We start from the raw sequence: 17,422 nt of genomic DNA, 5'->3' as shown, positions 1-17,422 counted from the left end.
ATGGGGGCGTCCTGAATTGCGTACACACCCATATTGAACTCGAGGTCCACGACGTGGTGAACGACTGTCCGCCGGAGGCAAAGGGTTGCCTTCACGCTCGTTACGCGGAATTCGCTGGTCGTGTGAGTTCGAAGCGAATCATGTGGTTGGTGCGTTCCACGGTCGATTCGCGGTGCGCTCGGAGCGGCCCGTCAAAAGCCTCGAAGAGGTTGTTGCCACAGACGTCTTCAAGGTATGGCACGACGCGTATGGCGGGCCGCGTCGCCGTCCAAGGCGAATCTGGCGTAGAGATCCAGTGTCTTTCGCCCTTTTCGATCGCGACATTTGCAGCGCAAGGAGACTATGAAAATAATCCTTCCTATCACAAGCAAGCAACGTGGCAGAGATTCAGTTCGCACTACCTAGAGGCCGAAAGCCGCTGCGGCCTAACTTCGATAAGGCTATTCGCTAGCTTAGTGATTCAATCTTCGGAAAACTGAGGGTGAGCTCGTCGCAAGCGAAATATCGGAATCGTTCCACGCAAGCGATAATGAGCCGCAGCAGTCCTAGGCTTTTTGCGTATACAAGTGCATATACCGCTGTGACCGAGCGTAACTTTCTTGCGACTTGTCAGAAGACTACCCGTTCGATTCGAGTCCGCTCCTGCTCCCACCTAACCAACGCCTGTTATCACTATGCATAACGAACTGTTTGTGACGCGACATTTCCACCAACGACGACTGTTGAAACGATTCGTCAGGAAGTGATGGTCATACCGCGCGACGGACCGACTACGTAGCCAGTCAGCACACACGAAACGCGCCGTATGCGCTTACCGAGATAGGGACTGAGGCAATCCGCGTGCACGCTAACCCAAGTTATGCCTGTTGTAGTCCTATCTATCGCCATGAGATATCTGGCAAACTAAGCCACACCCTCGGCCCTCAACGCAGTAAAGGTCGCGCACGCCCCATCTTTGATCCAACGATCCAGCATATCGGCCCAAGCTTGTAGCATCACCCTTCTCTGCTCTGCATATTCGGCTTTGTTGTAAATTGCGCGAACGCCACGCTGCTCATGGGCGAGGCACTTCTCGATCCAGTCCGAGTTGAAACCGGCTTCGTGGAGATGTGTGCTAGCCGTGCGGCGCAGATCATGCACAGTGAGCGGCTCAAACACTTCACCCCTAGCACAGATCAGCTTCACCGTACTGTCAATGACCCGGTTCAGCGTAGCCGCACTGATCGGCGACGCAGTTTCATACCGTCCGGGATGCAGGTACAAGCTCGAGCCAAAACATGTCTTGAACGCAACCAGGATGTCTAGCGCTTGTTCGCTAAGGTAGACGTGATGAGGACGCCTCGCCTTCATGCGCTCCTTGGGAATGGTCCAGGTAGCCGTCTTGAAGTCCACCTCATCCCATGTCGCGTCGATGAACTCTGATTTGCGCACAAGGGTCAACAGCATGAATTTAATGGCGAGCCGCAACGTCGGCGTCGTAGCAGTCTGATCCAACGCATTGAAGAATATGTGTATCTCCTCCGGACTCAGTGCCCTGTCACGCGCCTTGAACGTCGCAATAGCGCTTGGACGAATTGGGACCGCAGGATTGTCGACCTTAATTCCCCGAGCCTCAATGAACCGGAAAACCTGCAGTACGATTTCCCTCGCGTGAACCGCTTGTGCAGCCGCTCCGCGCTCCTTGATTTTTTCGCAGCGCGCCATCAGTCGTGCGGGCGTGATCTCTTCCAACTTCAGTCGCCCAAACTCCGACGCGAGATTGCGGTCGTACACTGATTTACGCATCGCCCTTGTGGAATCCGCAAGGGCGATCTCAGCAAAGTATTTCCCCGCCCATTTTCCAAACGTCAGCGCCTCGACCGCCTCGACCCGCCGCTCGACTTTCGCACATGACGGACTTTGTCCGTGCTGGATGCTTCCGTAAGCGTGGTCGCGCAGTAGCCTGGCTTCCGGGAGGCTGACCGCCATTCCAAATTCGAGCTCGCCTGGCTTGCGTACTTTTCGCGCAGAAAGTGATGGATCGTATCGGCCGATAACCAGGGTTTCCCGACGACCGTTTACCCGGTAGTCGTACCGGAAGCTCACCGCGCCTGACGGCATCACCGCCGCATATAGCCCCCGTTGATCGGCGACCTTATAGATTTTTTCGGCAGGCTTTAATGCTCGCAACTGCAGGTCGGTGAGCATAAGAACTCCTCGAACGTGTACCGTCAGCCGATACCGTCACACTGTCGTGACGGTATCGGACGAGGCCGTCCGAGGAGGGAATCTCAATACCGTCAACAGTACCGACAATTCCTTCGGGCACTGTCCGGATCACCGCGGATCACGTCGGACAGCAACCATCTGTTTTTAAAGGAGAAACAGGGAAAACCGGAACTCCCGGAACGACTTGGGAGCAGTCTAAATCACTCCCACTCGATCGTCGCAGGCGGCTTGCCCGAGATGTCATAGACAACCCGGTTGATCCCGCGCACTTCGTTGATGATCCGGTTCGACACATGCCCAAGCAGTTCATGCGGCAAATGCGCCCAATGCGCGGTCATGAAGTCGAGCGTTTGCACCGCGCGCAGCGCGACGACGTACTCGTAGGTGCGCCCGTCGCCCATCACGCCGACGCTCTTCACCGGCAGGAACACCGCGAACGCCTGGCTCGTCAGGTCGTACCACGACTTGCCGGTTTCCTTGTCGATCGTGTTGCGCAGCGTCTCGATGAAAATCGCGTCCGCGCGGCGCAGCAGGTCCGCGAAATCGCGCTTCACTTCGCCCAGAATTCGCACGCCCAGACCCGGGCCCGGGAACGGATGGCGATACACCATCGAGTGCGGCAGACCGAGCTTCACGCCAAGCTCGCGCACTTCGTCCTTGAACAGCTCGCGCAGCGGCTCGAGCAGCTTCAGGTTCAGCGTCTCCGGCAGACCACCGACGTTATGGTGGCTCTTGATGGTTTGCGCGGCCTTCTTGCCCTTGCCCGCCGATTCGATCACGTCCGGATAGATCGTGCCTTGTGCCAGCCACTTCGCGTCGGTCAGCTTGCCGGCCTCCGCCTGGAACACTTCGACAAACTCCGCGCCGATGATCTTGCGCTTCGCTTCCGGATCGGTCACGCCCGCGAGCTTGCCGAGGAATGCTTCGCTCGCGTCGACGTGAATCACCTTCACGCCGAGGTGATCGGCGAACAGCGCCATCACCTGCTCGGCTTCGTTCAGGCGCAGCAGGCCATGATCGACGAACACGCAGGTCAGCTGATCGCCGATCGCGCGATGCAGCAGCGCCGCCGCCACCGACGAATCCACGCCGCCCGACAAGCCCAGAATGACGTGCTCGTTACCGACCTGCTCGCGAATCTTCGCGACGGCTTCGTCGATGTAGTGGCCCATTTCCCAATCGGCCTTCGCGCCGCAGATCTGCAGCACGAAGCGCTCGAGCATCGCGCGGCCCTGCACCGTGTGCGTGACTTCCGGATGCCATTGCAGGCCGTAGAAGCGGCGCTGTTCGTCGGCCATCGCGGCGATCGGGCACGATTCAGTCGATGCCATCAGCGCGAAGCCCGGCGGCATTTCCAGCACCTTGTCGCCATGGCTCATCCACACCTTGAGCATGCCGTGGCCTTCGGCCGTGGTGAAGTCGCTGATGCCTTCGAGCAGGCTCGTATGGTTGCGCGCGCGCACTTCGGCGTAGCCGAATTCGCGCAGATGGCCGATGTCGACCTTGCCGCCGAGCTGCTGCGCCATCGCCTGCATGCCGTAGCAGATGCCGAGCACCGGCACGCCGAGTTCGAATACGGCTTGCGGCACGCGCGGCGTGTCTTCCTCGGTGACCGAGCTCGGGCCGCCAGACAGAATCACGCCCTTCGGCGCGAAGTCGCGGATGAACGACGCGTCGACGTCGTACGGATGGATTTCCGAATACACGTTGGCTTCGCGAACGCGACGTGCAATCAGTTGGGTGACTTGCGAACCGAAGTCGAGAATCAGGATCTTGTCATGCATGGCAGCGGACGGAATCAGAAGTGAGCGGATACGGAATGCCGCGCACGAGGCGCGGCGATGAATTCAAAGCGGTCCACGCGGCGACGGTCTCGGCGCGGCGCGGACAGCAAACATTACGATGAAGCACAAAGGCGCGACCAATGACGGAACTTGACGCCTGCGATGCGCGCGAACGAAACCGGGTAGCTTCGGCAAACGGCCTGGCGCGCGGCGCTTCAGCCATGAAACGGCGGGCGCGGTGCGCCGGGCACGTCGTTGCTGGTGTCGCGCGCGGCGCGTTCGGATTCGCTCAGGCCAGGCTCGCTTGCAGCCGGACCAAGCGGCGCGGCAGTGGCAACGGGAGCCGCCCCAGCCGGATTGACGGGTCGCGTGACCGGCACGACGGGCTCTGGCACCGGCTCCGCCTGATAGATCGGAAAGCCCGCTGAGGCACGTGGCTCGCGCTTCTGCACGGCATCCTTTTCGGCTTCTTTCGCGGCACGCTTATCAGCCCGGCTGTCGGCCTTGCTCGACGACGACTTGACCACGCCCCCCTTCTCGCGCCGCCGCACCACACCCGACAGTCGCACGCCGCCAAGCCCGATCACCACCAGCGCGACACCGGCCAGCACCGCCACCATCTGCCCGAAGCCAGTCAGCGACGGCGTATGCAGCCCCAGCAGCCAGACCAGCATCAGCACGCCGATCAGCCAGTGCACATGACCGACCACCTTCGCGACCGTCGAAGTCATCGCCCCGTCGAACGACGCATGCAGCGCGAGCCATGCGAGCCCGATCAGCGCGACGCCGAACGCCTGGCCGACCAGCATCGGCTCCGTTGGCACCAGTTGCAGCGCGTCGTACAGTGAGGTCCACGGCGTCAGCACGAACAGCAGGCCGAACGCCAGCAGCACCAACGCATCGAGGATCAGTACAACGCGCAGCAGTGGCTTCATGGGCGTTTAGTCCACGTGGTAGTTGGGCGCTTCCTTGGTGATTTGCACGTCATGCACATGCGACTCGCGCAGGCCCGCGCCGGTGATTTGCACGAACTCGGCCTTCTCGTTCATTTCGGCGATGGTGCGGCAACCGCAGTAGCCCATGCTCGCGCGCACGCCGCCGATCAGCTGGAACAGGATCGCGTTGACCGAACCCTTGTACGCGACACGGCCTTCGATGCCTTCCGGCACCAGCTTGTCGATGTTCGCTGAGTTGTCCTGGAAGTAGCGGTCCGCGGCGCCGTCCTTCATCGCGCCGACCGAGCCCATGCCGCGGTACGACTTGTACTGGCGGCCCTGGAACAGGAACACTTCGCCCGGCGACTCTTCGGTGCCGGCGAACATGCTGCCCATCATGACCGCGCTCGCGCCCGCCGCGAGCGCCTTGCTGACGTCGCCCGAGAAGCGCACGCCGCCGTCGGCGATGACCGGCACGCCGGTGCCGTTCAGCGCTTCGGACACGTTGGAGATCGCGGTGACCTGCGGCACGCCGACGCCGGCGACGATTCGCGTCGTGCAGATCGAGCCCGGGCCGATACCGACCTTGACGCCGTCCGCGCCGTATTCGACGAGCGCCTTGGCAGCCGCGGCGGTCGCGATGTTGCCGCCGATCACCTCGACGTGCGGGAAGTTCTGCTTGACCCACTTGACGCGCTCGAGCACGCCCTTGCTGTGGCCATGCGCGGTATCGACGACGATCACGTCGACACCGGCCTGCACGAGCAGTTCGACGCGCTCTTCGTTGTCCGCGCCGACGCCGACCGCCGCGCCCGCGCGCAGCTTGCCGTGCTCGTCCTTGCACGCGTCCGGATGTTCGGTCTGCTTGGTGATGTCCTTGACGGTCATCAGGCCGCGCAGCTCGAACGAGTCGTTGACGACCAGCACGCGCTCGAGGCGGTGGCTGTGCATCAGCGCCTTCGCCTCGGCGAGCGGCGTGCCTTCCTTGACGGTGACGAGGCGTTCGCGCGGCGTCATGATGTTGCGCACCGGCTCGTCCAGACGCTCTTCGAAGCGCAGGTCGCGGTTCGTCACGATACCGACGAGCTGCGCACCCTCGACGACCGGGAAGCCCGAAATGCCATGCTGGCGCGACAGCGCGATCACGTCGCGCACTTTCATTTGCGGCGGCACGGTGATCGGGTCGCGCACGACGCCCGACTCGAAACGCTTGACCTTGGCGACTTCACGCGCCTGCTCGGCCGGCGTGAGGTTCTTGTGGATGATGCCGACGCCGCCCATTTGCGCCATGGCGATCGCCAGACGTGCTTCGGTGACCGTGTCCATCGCGGCGGACACGAGCGGCATGTTCAGGGAGATGTTGCGGGTCAGCCGGGTCTTGAGGCTGGTGTCGCGCGGCAGAACATCGGAGAAGGCCGGGACGAGGAGCACGTCATCGAACGTGAGTGCTGTTTGGATCAGACGCATGGCAAATCCTATAGGCGCAAAAGCGAATTATACGCGATACCACCCCGGTTTTCACTGCGCGAACAGCAGCTTAGCGAATTTCAGACGATTTTTTACCGCTCCGGCACGCGCCGATTTCGCTTCGCTTTTCGCGTCGAGTTCGATCGGGTTTCGTTTGCGCGTTCGCAGGCAAACGCCGGACCCTTGGCCGGCGGCCATTGGCGATCGAGCGACGCGAATGCAGGATCGAACAAGACGCCCCGTCCGCGAACCCGCTATTCTGCCGCCCATTCCAGTTTATCCAGCAGGAGCAGTCGATGCAGCGCGGTGTCATATATGGTGTCATGGCCGGAGCCTTGTGGGGCATGGTGTTTCTGGTGCCGCGGGTGCTGCCCGACTTCTCCCCTCTGCTGCTCGTCGCCGGCCGCTATTCGATGTACGGCGTCGTGTCGCTCGCCGCGGCCCTGCCGATCGCGCGCTCGCTCGCCAAACGGCTGAGCCGCGAGGACCTGATCGCGCTCGTCAAGCTCGCGCTGGCCGGCAACATCGTCTATTACCTGCTGCTGACGGCCGCCGTGCACCTGATCGGGATCGCGCCGGCCTCGCTGATCGTCGGCGTGCTGCCGGTCACGGTCACGCTGATGGGCCGGCGCGATCACGGCGCCGTGCCGCTCGCGCGCCTCGCATGGCCGCTCGCGACCGTGATGGCGGGCATCGTGTGCATCAATATCGACGTGTTTACGGTGGCCGGTGCGGCGCCGCTGAGCATCGCGACGCGCTTGCTCGGCGTCGCCTGCGCGGTGGGCGCGCTCCTTTGCTGGAGCTGGTTCGCGGTTGAAAACGCCCGCTACCTGCAGCGTCAGACGCATTTCAGCGGCAACGAGTGGTCGGTGCTGTGGGGCGTCGTGACGGGCGCGCTCGGCGGCGCGTTGTGGCTGGTGGTCGCGGTGCTGCCGGCCGGCGGCCCGCAGGGCGAACTGGCCGACGCCCGCTGGCACACGTTCTGGCTGCTCAACCTGGTGCTCGCGATCGGCGCGTCGTGGCTCGGCAACGGCCTGTGGAATGCCGCGGCAAAACGGCTGCCCCTGACGCTGTCCGGCCAGATGATCGTATTCGAGACGCTATTCGCGCTGCTTTACGCGTTCATTTACGACGAGCGCCTGCCGCGCCCGCTCGAACTCGCGGCGATCCTGCTGCTGGTGGCGGGGGTCTGGTGGTCGGTGCGCCGGCATTCGGACGACGATTCGTCGGGTACGGCGCGCATCGAGGGCATGGACAAGACGGCGCAAACGGCGGCGCCTTGAGGTGATGTGACGTGATGATGTGACACGGGCGGCGGGCGAAAAAATTCACCGCCCCGCCGACTCGCGCCGCCTAGCGCGAATCCTTGTTCAACCAGCGCCGCCCCTCGATCGACCCAGCCTTGCGCGTCTTTTCGACGCGCCGTTGGCGCGACACCTTCGGATCGACCAATAAAGGCCGGTAAATCTCGACGCGATCATGGTCGGCCAGCACCGTATCGAGCGGCTTGAGCTTGCCGAACACGCCCACCTTCTGCGTGTTCAGATCGATCGACGGAAAACGCTGCAGAATCCCGCTTGCGTCGATCGCCTGCTTCAGCGTCGCGCCCGCGGGCAACTCGACCGCAATCAACGCCTGCTCGCCGGCGAGCGCATAGCAGACCTCAACCGTTAGCCGCGCGCTCATGCCTGACCATAGCGCTGATTGGCGCGCTTCACGAAAGATTCGACGAAGGTATTGGCGATGTGATTGAACACCGGCCCGATGATCTTCTCGAGCAGGATGCTGGTGAACTCGTAGTGCAGCGCGAATTCGATCTTGCACGCATCCGCGCGCAGCGGCGTGAAGCGCCAAAAACCGGTGAACTTGCGAAACGGACCGTCGGCGAATTCCATATCGATGCGCGTGGGGCGCTCCATCGAGTTGCGCGTGGCGAAATGCTGCTTGATGCCCTTGAAGTTGATATCGATCCGCGCCTCCATGCTGGTGTCGTCCCGGTGACGAATTTCGATGCCGCCGCACCATGGCAGGAAGTTGGGGTAATCGTCGACGTCGGTGACGAGGTCGAACATCTGTTCCGCCGAATGGCGAATCAACACGGTTTTCTGGACATCTGCCATAAATTGAACAGCGCGTGGCAAGGGTGGATGAGCGCGGCGGGCTTTCCTTGTCCCGCTTTGCTAAAATCGTAATTTTAAACGAGTTGGGCACTTTCCATTCATGAGCATCATCGACAACAGAAAAGCCTTCTACGACTATTCGGTCGAGGAACGCTATGAGGCCGGCCTCGTGCTCGAAGGATGGGAGGTCAAGGCGTTGCGCGCAGGGCGCGGCCAGATCAAGGAAGGCTACGTGGTGATCCGCAACGGCGAGTTGTTTCTGATCGGCACGCACATCAGCCCGCTGCCCGAAGCGTCGACGCACATCCATCCCGATCCGGTGCGCACGCGCAAGCTGCTGCTGCATAGCGAGGAAATCAGCAAGCTGATCGGCAAGGTCGAGCAGCGCGGCTACACGCTCGTGCCGCTGAATTTTCACTACAAGAACGGTCGCGTCAAATGCGAGATCGGCCTCGCGAAGGGCAAGAAGATGCACGACAAGCGCGAGACCGAGAAGAAGCGCGACTGGGAGCGCGAGAAGGCGCGTTTGATGCGCTCGCCGACGTAAGCGCCATTCGTTTGCGGCTCACGCAGAAAAATGGCCCGCACATCGATGTGCGGGCCATTTGCTTTTTGTCACGCGCTCATTGCGCGCCGATTGCTCAGTTCGTCAGCGCAGGTCGCTTCGCGGCGGCTCCGCTGCCGCCCTTCCCTTGTTCACGATCGTCAGCGCAGACGCGATCATCGAACTAATGTTCGACATGTCGCCCGGCACGATCAGTGTCGTGCCCTGCTTCGCGAGGTTCGAAAACGCGTTCACGTACTGTTCGGCCACCTTCAGGTTGACCGCGTCCATGCCGCCGTTCAGCTGGATCGCCGCGGCGATCTTCTGGATCGCCTGCGCGTTCGCCTCGGCCACCGCCAGAATCGCCGCGGCCTGGCCCTGCGCCTGGTTGATCGCCGCCTGCCGCTCGCCTTCGGACGTCTGGATCGCCGCCTCGCGGCCGCCCGACGCGATATTGATCTGCTCCTGCTTGCGCCCTTCCGAGGCCGCGATCAGCGCGCGCTTCTCGCGCTCGGCGGTGATCTGCGCCTGCATTGCGTGAAGGATTTCCTTCGGCGGCGTCAAATCCTTGATCTCGTAGCGCAGCACTTTTACGCCCCAGTTCGAGGCCGCCTCGTCGAGCGCGGACACGATGCTGTGATTGATGAAATCGCGCTCTTCGAAAGTCCGGTCGAGCTCCAGCTTGCCGATGACCGAGCGCAGCGTGGTCTGCGACAACTGCGTGATCGCGAACACGAAGTTGCTCGATCCGTACGATGCCTTCATCGGATCGGTGACCTGGAAATACAGCACACCGTCGACCTGCAGTTGCGTGTTGTCGCGCGTGATACAGACCTGACTCGGCACTTCGAGCGGAATTTCCTTCAGCACGTGCTTGTACGCGACCCGATCGACGAACGGAAACGCGAAGCTCAGCCCCGGCGTCAGCGTCGCGTGATAGCGGCCGAGGCGCTCGAGCACCCACGCATGCTGCTGCGGCACGATCTTGATGGTCTGCGACGCGAGCACGATCACGACGATCAGCAGCACTGCCCCGACGATGGTTGAATCCATATCGCTACCCTCCGCTTCTGCTTCGAATTGTTGTGCGCAGGTTGGTCGGGCCTGCGTGTTCAGATTAGGCTCTGGTGCTTCACTTTGTGAAGGGACATCGATGAGCGCGTGTGGCGAACACCGCACCCAACACTCGGGTTCAGATCGTCAGGTCGCGCTCGCGCGCGCCTTCGGCTGCCGGCTCGCGACGACGACCAGACAACTACCGCGCAACTCCCTGATCTCGTAGACCTGTGCGTCTTCAGGCTCGCCCGCGGCCAGCTCGACGTCCCATGCGGCGCCACGATAGGTCGCGCGTGCTTTGCGGCCCTGCCAGGTCGGCACGTTCAACGTCTGCCCGATGTCCAGATTGACATCGGGATTGCGCGACGCCTGCTCGCGCCTGCGACGGGCAAAGCGCGAGCGTCTGAGCGCCACGACCGCCGCAAGCGCGACCAGCGCCGCCACCACGAACTGCAGATCGGGCCCGGCGCCGGCAATGCGCGCAAGCGCGGCCGCGACGAAGCCGAACGCGATCATCAACAGATAGAAGGTGCCGCTCATCAGCTCCAGCACGACAAGCACACCCGCCCCGATCCACCAGAACAGTCCACCAGGCGCCACGTCGACCTCCACAAAGCAAAACACCCCGGATCTACCGGGGTGTTTATAGCACGAAGCGGACGTGCCTTTAACGCGTGCTAAATGCCGCTTGCGAAGCGGCATTCGATACCTCGCGAGTTACGCCTTTGCCTTTGCCAGTTGCTGCCACGTATCGATGATCGTGTCGGGGTTGAGCGAGATCGACTTGATGCCTTCGTCCGTCAGCCACTGCGCGAAGTCCGGGTGATCCGAAGGACCCTGACCGCAGATACCGACGTACTTGTCCAGACGCAGACAGGTTTCGATTGCGCGCTTCAACATGAACTTGACCGCCGGATCGCGCTCGTCGAAATCGACAGCGAGCAGTTCCATGCCCGAGTCGCGGTCGAGGCCGAGCGTGAGTTGCGTCAGGTCGTTCGAGCCGATCGAGAAACCGTCGAAGTACTGCAGGAACTCTTCGGCGAGGATCGCGTTCGACGGCACTTCGCACATCATGATCAGGCGCAGGCCCTTCTCGCCGCGCTTCAGGCCGAACTTTGCGAGCAGCCCGACAACGCGCTCCGCCTGCTTCAGCGTACGCACGAACGGCACCATGATCTCGACGTTGTCGAGGCCCATCTCTTCACGCACCTTCTTCAGCGCGACGCATTCCATCTGGAACGCCTCGGCGAAGTCTTCGGCGATATAGCGCGATGCGCCGCGGAAGCCCAGCATCGGGTTTTCCTCGTCCGGCTCGTAGCGCGAACCGCCGATCAGCTTCTTGTACTCGTTCGATTTGAAGTCCGACATACGCACGATGACGGGCTTCGGATAGAACGCCGCCGCGATCGTCGCGATGCCTTCGGTCAGCTTGTCGACGTAGAACGCACGCGGCGACGCGTGACCGCGAGCGACGCTTTCGACCGCCTTCTTCAGGTCCTGATCGACGTTCGGGTACTCGAGGATCGCCTTCGGGTGCACGCCGATGTTGTTGTTGATGATGAACTCGAGACGCGCGAGACCCACGCCTGCGTTCGGCAGTTGCGAGAAGTCGAACGCGAGCTGCGGATTGCCGACGTTCATCATGATCTTCACTGGAATCGGCGGCAGTTCACCGCGCTGCACTTCGGTGACTTCCGTTTCGAGCAACCCGTCGTAGATCTTGCCTTCGTCGCCTTCCGCGCACGACACGGTGACGAGCGCGCCGTCCTTCAGCACGTCGGTCGCGTCGCCGCAGCCGACCACCGCCGGCACGCCCAGCTCACGCGCGATGATCGCCGCGTGGCAGGTGCGGCCACCACGGTTCGTGACGATCGCCGACGCACGCTTCATGACCGGCTCCCAGTTCGGGTCGGTCATGTCGGCGACGAGCACGTCGCCCGGCTGCACGCGGTCCATCTCCGACGGATCGTGGATCACGCGCACCGGACCCGCGCCGATCTTCTGACCGATCGCACGGCCCGTTGCCAGCACGTTCGACTGGCCCTTCAGCTTGAAGCGCTGCTCGGCCTTGCCGCCGCCCTGGCTCTTCACCGTTTCCGGACGCGCCTGCAGGATGAAGATCTTGCCGTCGCGGCCGTCCTTGCCCCACTCGATGTCCATCGGACGCTGGTAGTGCTTTTCGATGATGACCGCGTACTTCGCGAGTTCGATCACGTCTTCGTCGGTGATCGAGAAACGGTTGCGCTGCTCGTGCGCGACGTCGACGGTCTTCACGCGGCCCGGTTCGCCCGGCTTCGTGAACTCCATCTTGATCAGCTTCGAGCCGATCGAGCGGCGGATGATCGGGTACTTGCCCTGCGCGAGCGTGGTCTTGAAGACGTAGAACTCGTCCGGATTCACCGCGCCCTGCACGACGGTTTCGCCGAGGCCATAGCTCGACGTGATGAAGACGGCGTCCTTGAAGCCCGATTCGGTATCCAGCGTGAACATCACGCCGGCGGCGCCGACGTCCGAGCGCACCATGCGCTGCACGCCCGCCGACAACGCGACCTCAGCATGCGTAAAGCCCTTGTGGACGCGATAGGAGATAGCGCGGTCGTTGTACAGCGACGCGAATACGTGCTTCATGCGATCGAGCACGTCGTCGATGCCGACCACGTTCAGATAGCTTTCCTGCTGACCGGCGAACGATGCGTCGGGCAGGTCTTCCGCGGTCGCGGACGAACGCACGGCAAACGACAGCTCTTCGGGCGAGCTCTTTTGCAGCGTATCGAACCCCGCGCGAATGTCAGCCTCGAGCTGCGGCTGCAGCGGCGCGTCGACGATCCATTGACGGATCTCCTTGCCCGCTTCGGCGAGCGCCTTCACGTCGTCGACGTCGAGCGTCTCGAGACGTTTGGCGATGCGTTCGGTCAGATTGTTGTGCTGCAGGAAGTCACGGAACGCGAGCGCGGTGGTCGCGAAGCCGGTCGGCACGCGCACACCGGCTTCCGCGAGCTGGCTGATCATCTCGCCCAGCGACGCGTTCTTGCCGCCGACGATTTCCACGTCGGTCATCCGCAACTGCTCGAACGGAACTACATACGCCTTGTCCTTTGCGCCGGTAACTGCGTTAGTCATACAAGCCCCTAAGTGTGAAAGAAATTCACGACTGTGCAAGTGGGCTTGAACACGGGCAGCCCATTGGAAGCTCGACCCCGTGTCTTGCACAACCTGTTAGATAAGCAATCGCCGTTAAGGCAGATGCGTTGCATGGAAACGCCGGCCGCGAGCGTGACCGAGACGGCGGCGGCGAAGAACGCCAATCAACGCACTTACCGCACGATCTCTTACGTTCAACGCATATCTACGCCAGATGACGGGAGGTTGAACGACCGTTCGCGGTAATTTAGCGACCAATCGCCTGCAATTGCTTATCCAACAGGTTGCCGCTATTCTACCGTGCCGACTCCCCAAATGTGGCAGTCGGTCGAGAATTGCGTCTCGAATCGCGCCCCGGCCAGCCAGCCGGCTTTTGCGAGGCCGGCCGCGCGCCGCTGCGCGGTTTGATCCAAGCGCGTTCCAGCGCCGCGCTTTGCTGGCTCATTTGTCTTTCACGTTCACAGCCCCACTGATGCCGCCCACCGTATTCATCGTCTCAGACGGTACCGGGATCACTGCCGAAACCTTCGCGCATTCGATCCTCTCCCAGTTCGACCAGAAATTCCGCCTGGTCCGCGTGCCATTCGTCGACTCGACCGAGAAGGCCTACGCAACGCTCGAAAAAATCAACGAGGCGGTCGTGCAGGACGGCCGTCGTCCGATCGTGTTCACCACGCTCGTCGATAGCTCGTCGAATCAGATCGTGAAGGATTCGAACGCACTCGTGCTCGACATGTTCCAGACCTTCGTCGAGCCGCTCGAGCAGGAGCTGGAACTGAAGTCGAGTCACGCGATGGGCCGCGGCCACCAGAACGCGGACACCGAGGAGTACAAGAACCGGATCGAGGCCATCAATTTCTCGCTCGCGCACGACGACGGTCAATCGAACCGCAATCTCGCGGACGCCGACGTGATCCTCGTCGGCGTGTCGCGCAGCGGCAAGACGCCGACGAGCCTTTATCTGGCGATGCAGTACGGCGTGAAAGCGGCGAACTATCCGCTAATTCCGGAAGATTTCGAACGCGGCAAGCTGCCCACGCCGCTGCTCGAGCATCGGCAGAAGATGTTCGGGTTGTCGATCGATCCGCAGCGGCTGTCGGAGATCCGTAACGAGCGGCGGCCGGGCAGCAAGTACGCGGCGCTGGAAAACTGCCGCTATGAGATCAACGAAGCGGAAGCGATGATGCGGCGCGAGGGGATCAAGTGGCTGTCGTCGACGCACAAGTCGATCGAGGAGATCGCGACGACGATCCTGCAGGAGATCAAGCTGGATCGGCCGTCGTATTGAGCGACCGCCGAGCAGGCGTAGCGTTGCCGGCCAGCGCCCGCGCAACGCCACTGACGTCTACTTTTTTCGGCCGCGCTGCTGCCGGCACTGCTCGAACACGCAGACGGCCGCCGCGGCCGCCACGTTCAGCGATTCCATGCCGCCAGGCTGCGGAATCGTCACCCGCAACGACACGGCATCGCGCCACACCTGCGACACGCCCGCCCCTTCGTTGCCGAACACCCACGCAAGCGGCCTGCTCAGGTCGCAGTCATAAATCGCTTCGGCGCCGTGCGAATCGGTGATGACGATCGGGACCGCGAGACGTTCGATCAACGCACTCGCGTCGACATCCTCATGAATCTGCAACAGGAAGTGCGCGCCCATGCCGGAGCGCAGCACCTTCGACGACCACGCGTACGCGGTGCCCGGCGCGCAGAACACGTGCTCGATACCCGCGGCCGCCGCACTGCGCAAAATCGAGCCGACGTTGCCCGCGTCCTGCACACCGTCGAGCACCAGACAGTTTTGCTCGACGCGCTCGGGCAGCGGCGCATCCAGCTTCTCGACGAGCAGCAAAATTCCGACGCCATGCACGACATTCGACAACTGTCCGAATAACGCATCCGGCAGCGTCACGAGCCGATGCTCGTCGATGCGCGAAACGATCGCCTGCGCTTCGTCGTGACGCAGCGCGTCGTCGGTGACGACGCAGAGTTCCGGCTGACCGGCGACGTCGAGATACCCGCTCGCGAGATGGAAGCCCTCGAGCAGCGCGTGGCCGCTGCGGCGCTGTTGATGCGTCGAGCCGGCCAGTGCCTTCAGGCGCTTGTAGAGCGGATTGTCCCGCGAGGTGATGGCTTTCACAGGCAGCGAAGGCGGTGAGAAATGGAAATGGGAGCAGCGACGAATCAGTGGCAAATCAGTGGCAAATCAGCGGCGCTCGAGCGCGAACCGCGTTCGAGCCGCGCTGATGGGGTCGATCACGCGAGCCCGGCCTCGCCGAATGCATCGTCGTCGAGCAGCAGCGCCTCGGCCACGATGACGGCGTCCGCCGATGGCAACGGCACGCCTGTGCCGAACCGCAGATGCGCTTCGCGCACCGGCGCGAACGAGCGCCGATGATGCTCGCACGGCCCATGATCGCGCAGCGCCGCGAGATGCTGCGGCGTGCCGTAGCCGGCATGCGCGTCGAAGCCATACACGGGATACGCCTCGTGCAGTTCGAGCAGCATGCGGTCGCGTGCGACCTTCGCGAGAATCGACGCCGCCGAAATGCTCTTCACGAGCGCGTCGCCGCCGATCACCGCCTCGCTACGGATGCTGAGCGTCGGGCAACGGTTGCCGTCGACCTTCACGAGCGTCGGCACGACCGACAGGCCCTCGACCGCGCGCTTCATCGCGAGCATGGTGGCGTGCAGGATGTTCAGCGAATCGATTTCCTCGACCGTCGCCGATGCAATGCAATACGCGAGCGCGCGATCGACGATCTTGTCGTACAGCGCTTCACGCTTGAGTGCGGTGAGCGCCTTCGAATCGTCGAGGCCGCGGATCATCGGTTTGGTCGGATCGAAAATCACCGCAGCCGCGACGACCGGTCCGGCCAGCGGTCCGCGCCCTGCTTCGTCGACGCCGCAGACGATGTCGTCGGCGCTCTCGAAGTTCAGGCCGGCTTGCGCGACCACCCGAACGGCGGCCGCGGTCTTGCGGCGAGGCGCGCGCGGGGGGTTCATGGCCGCCCCGCCCGTTGCTCGACGACGCTTGCCACGACTTCGGCCGCGCGCTGCGCGGTGTTCTGCTTCAGCACGTGGTGCATCTCCGTGAAGATTTCCTTCAGCGTGCGCCGGTTCGCTTCGTCGCGCAACTGTTTCAGCGTCGCCTCGGCGAGCGCCTGCGGCGTCGCGAAGTGCTGCAGGATCTCCGGCACCACGAAACGCCCGGCCAGGATGTTCGGCAGGCCGACGTACGGCAGATAGCCCTGGCGGCGCATGATCTGACCGGTCAGCCAAGGCACCTTGTACGAAATCACCATCGGCTTTTTCAACAGCGCGGCTTCCAGCGTGACGGTGCCGCTCTTCACGAGAATCGCGTCGGCGGCGGTCATCGCGAGTTGCGACTGGCCGTCGATGATGGTCAGCGCGAGGCCCGGGTGCGCATCGACGAGCGGCTGCAGGAGCGCGCGCAACGCGGGCGTCGCCGCCGGCATCACGAAGCGCACGCTGGGCTCCTGGTGCTGCATCATCTCCATCGCCGCGAAGAACGTCGGTCCGATCAGGTCGATCTCGGAGCGCCGGCTGCCCGGCAGCACCGCGATCACCGGCCCGCCTTCCGCCAGACAGAGAGCGCGGCGCGCGCCGAGCGTGTCGGGTTCGAGCGGGATCTGATCGGCCAGCGGATGCCCGACGTACGACGCCGCGACGCCCGCCTTTTCGAGCAGCGCGGTTTCGAACGGGAACACGCACAGCATGTGGTCGACCGCCTTGGCGATCTTCTTGATCCGCCCGCCACGCCACGCCCAGATGGACGGGCAAACGAAGTGCACGGTCGGAATGCCGGCGTCGCGCAGCGCATGCTCGAGCCCGAAGTTGAAGTCGGGCGCGTCGACGCCGACAAACACGGACGGCGGCTCGGCAAGCAGCTGACGCTTGAGCTCGTTGCGGATACCGAGGATTTCGGGGATGTGCCGCAGTGCTTCGACATAGCCGCGCACCGTCAGCTTTTCCATCGGCCAGTGGGCGTCGAAGCCGGTGGCGATCATGCGCGGACCGCCGATGCCGTAGTACTGCGTGGCGGCCGGCAGCCGGCTGGCGAGACCGTCGAGCAGCGACGCGGCGAGCAGGTCGCCGGACGGCTCGCCGGCCACCATCGCGATGCGCGGCGGACTGGGTTGCAACGTCATC

At 63.0% G+C, this 17,422-nt stretch carries 16 protein-coding genes; 3 read left to right on the top strand and 13 right to left on the bottom strand.

Annotation, left to right across the window (positions count from 1 at the left end; translation table 11 throughout):
* Nucleotides 1-903: 903 nt before the first annotated feature.
* The 5 genes from AB4Y34_RS12075 to AB4Y34_RS12055 form a co-directional block, all read right to left on the bottom strand.
* Complete coding sequence (locus AB4Y34_RS12075) at nt 904-2,187, bottom strand: tyrosine-type recombinase/integrase (protein ID WP_368716121.1); 1,284 nt, start codon at nt 2,185-2,187, stop codon at nt 904-906.
* A gap of 221 nt (nt 2,188-2,408) precedes the next feature.
* Nucleotides 2,409-3,992: a glutamine-hydrolyzing GMP synthase gene (guaA, locus tag AB4Y34_RS12070; protein WP_176368964.1), complete on the bottom strand. Its 1,584-nt coding sequence runs from the start codon at nt 3,990-3,992 to the stop codon at nt 2,409-2,411.
* Between the two features lie 215 nt (nt 3,993-4,207).
* On the bottom strand, nt 4,208-4,927 hold the full coding sequence (locus AB4Y34_RS12065; protein ID WP_368716120.1) for a hypothetical protein: 720 nt from the start codon (nt 4,925-4,927) through the stop codon (nt 4,208-4,210).
* A gap of 6 nt (nt 4,928-4,933) precedes the next feature.
* Nucleotides 4,934-6,394 (bottom strand): IMP dehydrogenase, encoded by a 1,461-nt coding sequence (guaB, locus tag AB4Y34_RS12060; protein ID WP_176368962.1) that lies wholly within the window; start codon nt 6,392-6,394, stop codon nt 4,934-4,936.
* A gap of 51 nt (nt 6,395-6,445) precedes the next feature.
* Nucleotides 6,446-6,592 carry a hypothetical protein gene (locus AB4Y34_RS12055; protein WP_368716119.1) on the bottom strand — a complete coding sequence of 49 codons (147 nt, stop codon included), beginning with the start codon at nt 6,590-6,592 and terminating at the stop codon, nt 6,446-6,448.
* Nucleotides 6,593-6,690: 98 nt separating this feature from the next.
* Between AB4Y34_RS12055 and AB4Y34_RS12050 the strand changes: the two genes are divergently transcribed.
* The gene (locus AB4Y34_RS12050) at nt 6,691-7,677 is read left to right on the top strand and encodes a DMT family transporter (protein ID WP_368716118.1); all 987 of its coding nucleotides are present in this window, start codon (nt 6,691-6,693) and stop codon (nt 7,675-7,677) included.
* 70 nt (nt 7,678-7,747) lie between these two features.
* Here the strand turns inward: AB4Y34_RS12050 and AB4Y34_RS12045 are convergent, their stop codons facing one another.
* Nucleotides 7,748-8,080, bottom strand: a complete 333-nt coding sequence (locus AB4Y34_RS12045; protein WP_018435533.1) for an RnfH family protein — start codon at nt 8,078-8,080, stop codon at nt 7,748-7,750.
* Nucleotides 8,077-8,514, bottom strand: a complete 438-nt coding sequence (locus AB4Y34_RS12040) for a type II toxin-antitoxin system RatA family toxin (RefSeq protein ID WP_013089685.1) — start codon at nt 8,512-8,514, stop codon at nt 8,077-8,079. The genes AB4Y34_RS12045 and AB4Y34_RS12040 overlap by 4 nt, the downstream gene beginning before the upstream one ends.
* A 100-nt stretch (nt 8,515-8,614) precedes the next feature.
* Between AB4Y34_RS12040 and smpB the strand changes: the two genes are divergently transcribed.
* The gene (gene smpB / locus AB4Y34_RS12035) at nt 8,615-9,061 is read left to right on the top strand and encodes an SsrA-binding protein SmpB (RefSeq protein ID WP_013089686.1); all 447 of its coding nucleotides are present in this window, start codon (nt 8,615-8,617) and stop codon (nt 9,059-9,061) included.
* Nucleotides 9,062-9,163: 102 nt separating this feature from the next.
* On the opposite strand, the gene AB4Y34_RS12030 is transcribed toward smpB, so the two are convergent.
* The 3 genes from AB4Y34_RS12030 to ppsA form a co-directional block, all read right to left on the bottom strand.
* On the bottom strand, nt 9,164-10,111 hold the full coding sequence (locus AB4Y34_RS12030) for an SPFH domain-containing protein (RefSeq protein ID WP_176379224.1): 948 nt from the start codon (nt 10,109-10,111) through the stop codon (nt 9,164-9,166).
* A gap of 147 nt (nt 10,112-10,258) precedes the next feature.
* Nucleotides 10,259-10,714, bottom strand: a complete 456-nt coding sequence (locus AB4Y34_RS12025; protein ID WP_176379223.1) for an NfeD family protein — start codon at nt 10,712-10,714, stop codon at nt 10,259-10,261.
* 117 nt (nt 10,715-10,831) lie between these two features.
* Nucleotides 10,832-13,234: a phosphoenolpyruvate synthase gene (gene ppsA / locus AB4Y34_RS12020; protein ID WP_176108300.1), complete on the bottom strand. Its 2,403-nt coding sequence runs from the start codon at nt 13,232-13,234 to the stop codon at nt 10,832-10,834.
* A gap of 493 nt (nt 13,235-13,727) precedes the next feature.
* On the opposite strand from ppsA, the gene AB4Y34_RS12015 reads away from it, so the two are divergent.
* On the top strand, nt 13,728-14,543 hold the full coding sequence (locus AB4Y34_RS12015; RefSeq protein ID WP_013089690.1) for a pyruvate, water dikinase regulatory protein: 816 nt from the start codon (nt 13,728-13,730) through the stop codon (nt 14,541-14,543).
* Nucleotides 14,544-14,600: 57 nt separating this feature from the next.
* On the opposite strand, the gene AB4Y34_RS12010 is transcribed toward AB4Y34_RS12015, so the two are convergent.
* From AB4Y34_RS12010 to lpxB, 3 genes are all read right to left on the bottom strand, one after another.
* Nucleotides 14,601-15,389, bottom strand: coding sequence for a TrmH family RNA methyltransferase (locus AB4Y34_RS12010; protein ID WP_368716117.1), 789 nt, complete (start codon nt 15,387-15,389; stop codon nt 14,601-14,603).
* A 116-nt stretch (nt 15,390-15,505) separates the two neighbouring features.
* Complete coding sequence (rnhB, locus tag AB4Y34_RS12005; RefSeq protein WP_176379220.1) at nt 15,506-16,255, bottom strand: ribonuclease HII; 750 nt, start codon at nt 16,253-16,255, stop codon at nt 15,506-15,508.
* The gene (gene lpxB, locus AB4Y34_RS12000) at nt 16,252-17,421 is read right to left on the bottom strand and encodes a lipid-A-disaccharide synthase (protein WP_368716116.1); all 1,170 of its coding nucleotides are present in this window, start codon (nt 17,419-17,421) and stop codon (nt 16,252-16,254) included. Before lpxB ends, rnhB begins: the two co-directional genes overlap by 4 nt.
* Between the last annotated feature and the right edge of the window lies 1 nt (nt 17,422).

Origin of the sequence: Paraburkholderia sp. BR10954, from assembly GCF_040965775.1 — a bacterium.
In the GTDB taxonomy this organism is placed as follows: Bacteria; Pseudomonadota; Gammaproteobacteria; order Burkholderiales; family Burkholderiaceae; genus Paraburkholderia; species Paraburkholderia youngii.
The sequence above is the reverse complement of the archived record's forward strand: the minus strand, read 5'-3'. Positions and strand labels throughout refer to the sequence as shown.

Coding starts and splice junctions, on each gene's coding strand:
- smpB (WP_013089686.1), top strand. CDS start 8,615: ATGAGCATCATCGACAACAGAAAAGCCTTCTACGACTATTCGGTCGAG.
- AB4Y34_RS12030 (WP_176379224.1), bottom strand. CDS start 10,111: ATGGATTCAACCATCGTCGGGGCAGTGCTGCTGATCGTCGTGATCGTG.
- guaA (WP_176368964.1), bottom strand. CDS start 3,992: ATGCATGACAAGATCCTGATTCTCGACTTCGGTTCGCAAGTCACCCAA.
- rnhB (WP_176379220.1), bottom strand. CDS start 16,255: ATGAACCCCCCGCGCGCGCCTCGCCGCAAGACCGCGGCCGCCGTTCGG.
- AB4Y34_RS12015 (WP_013089690.1), top strand. CDS start 13,728: ATGCCGCCCACCGTATTCATCGTCTCAGACGGTACCGGGATCACTGCC.
- AB4Y34_RS12045 (WP_018435533.1), bottom strand. CDS start 8,080: ATGAGCGCGCGGCTAACGGTTGAGGTCTGCTATGCGCTCGCCGGCGAG.
- AB4Y34_RS12050 (WP_368716118.1), top strand. CDS start 6,691: ATGCAGCGCGGTGTCATATATGGTGTCATGGCCGGAGCCTTGTGGGGC.
- guaB (WP_176368962.1), bottom strand. CDS start 6,394: ATGCGTCTGATCCAAACAGCACTCACGTTCGATGACGTGCTCCTCGTC.
- AB4Y34_RS12065 (WP_368716120.1), bottom strand. CDS start 4,927: ATGAAGCCACTGCTGCGCGTTGTACTGATCCTCGATGCGTTGGTGCTG.
- lpxB (WP_368716116.1), bottom strand. CDS start 17,421: ATGACGTTGCAACCCAGTCCGCCGCGCATCGCGATGGTGGCCGGCGAG.
- AB4Y34_RS12075 (WP_368716121.1), bottom strand. CDS start 2,187: ATGCTCACCGACCTGCAGTTGCGAGCATTAAAGCCTGCCGAAAAAATC.
- ppsA (WP_176108300.1), bottom strand. CDS start 13,234: ATGACTAACGCAGTTACCGGCGCAAAGGACAAGGCGTATGTAGTTCCG.
- AB4Y34_RS12055 (WP_368716119.1), bottom strand. CDS start 6,592: ATGGCCGCCGGCCAAGGGTCCGGCGTTTGCCTGCGAACGCGCAAACGA.
- AB4Y34_RS12040 (WP_013089685.1), bottom strand. CDS start 8,514: ATGGCAGATGTCCAGAAAACCGTGTTGATTCGCCATTCGGCGGAACAG.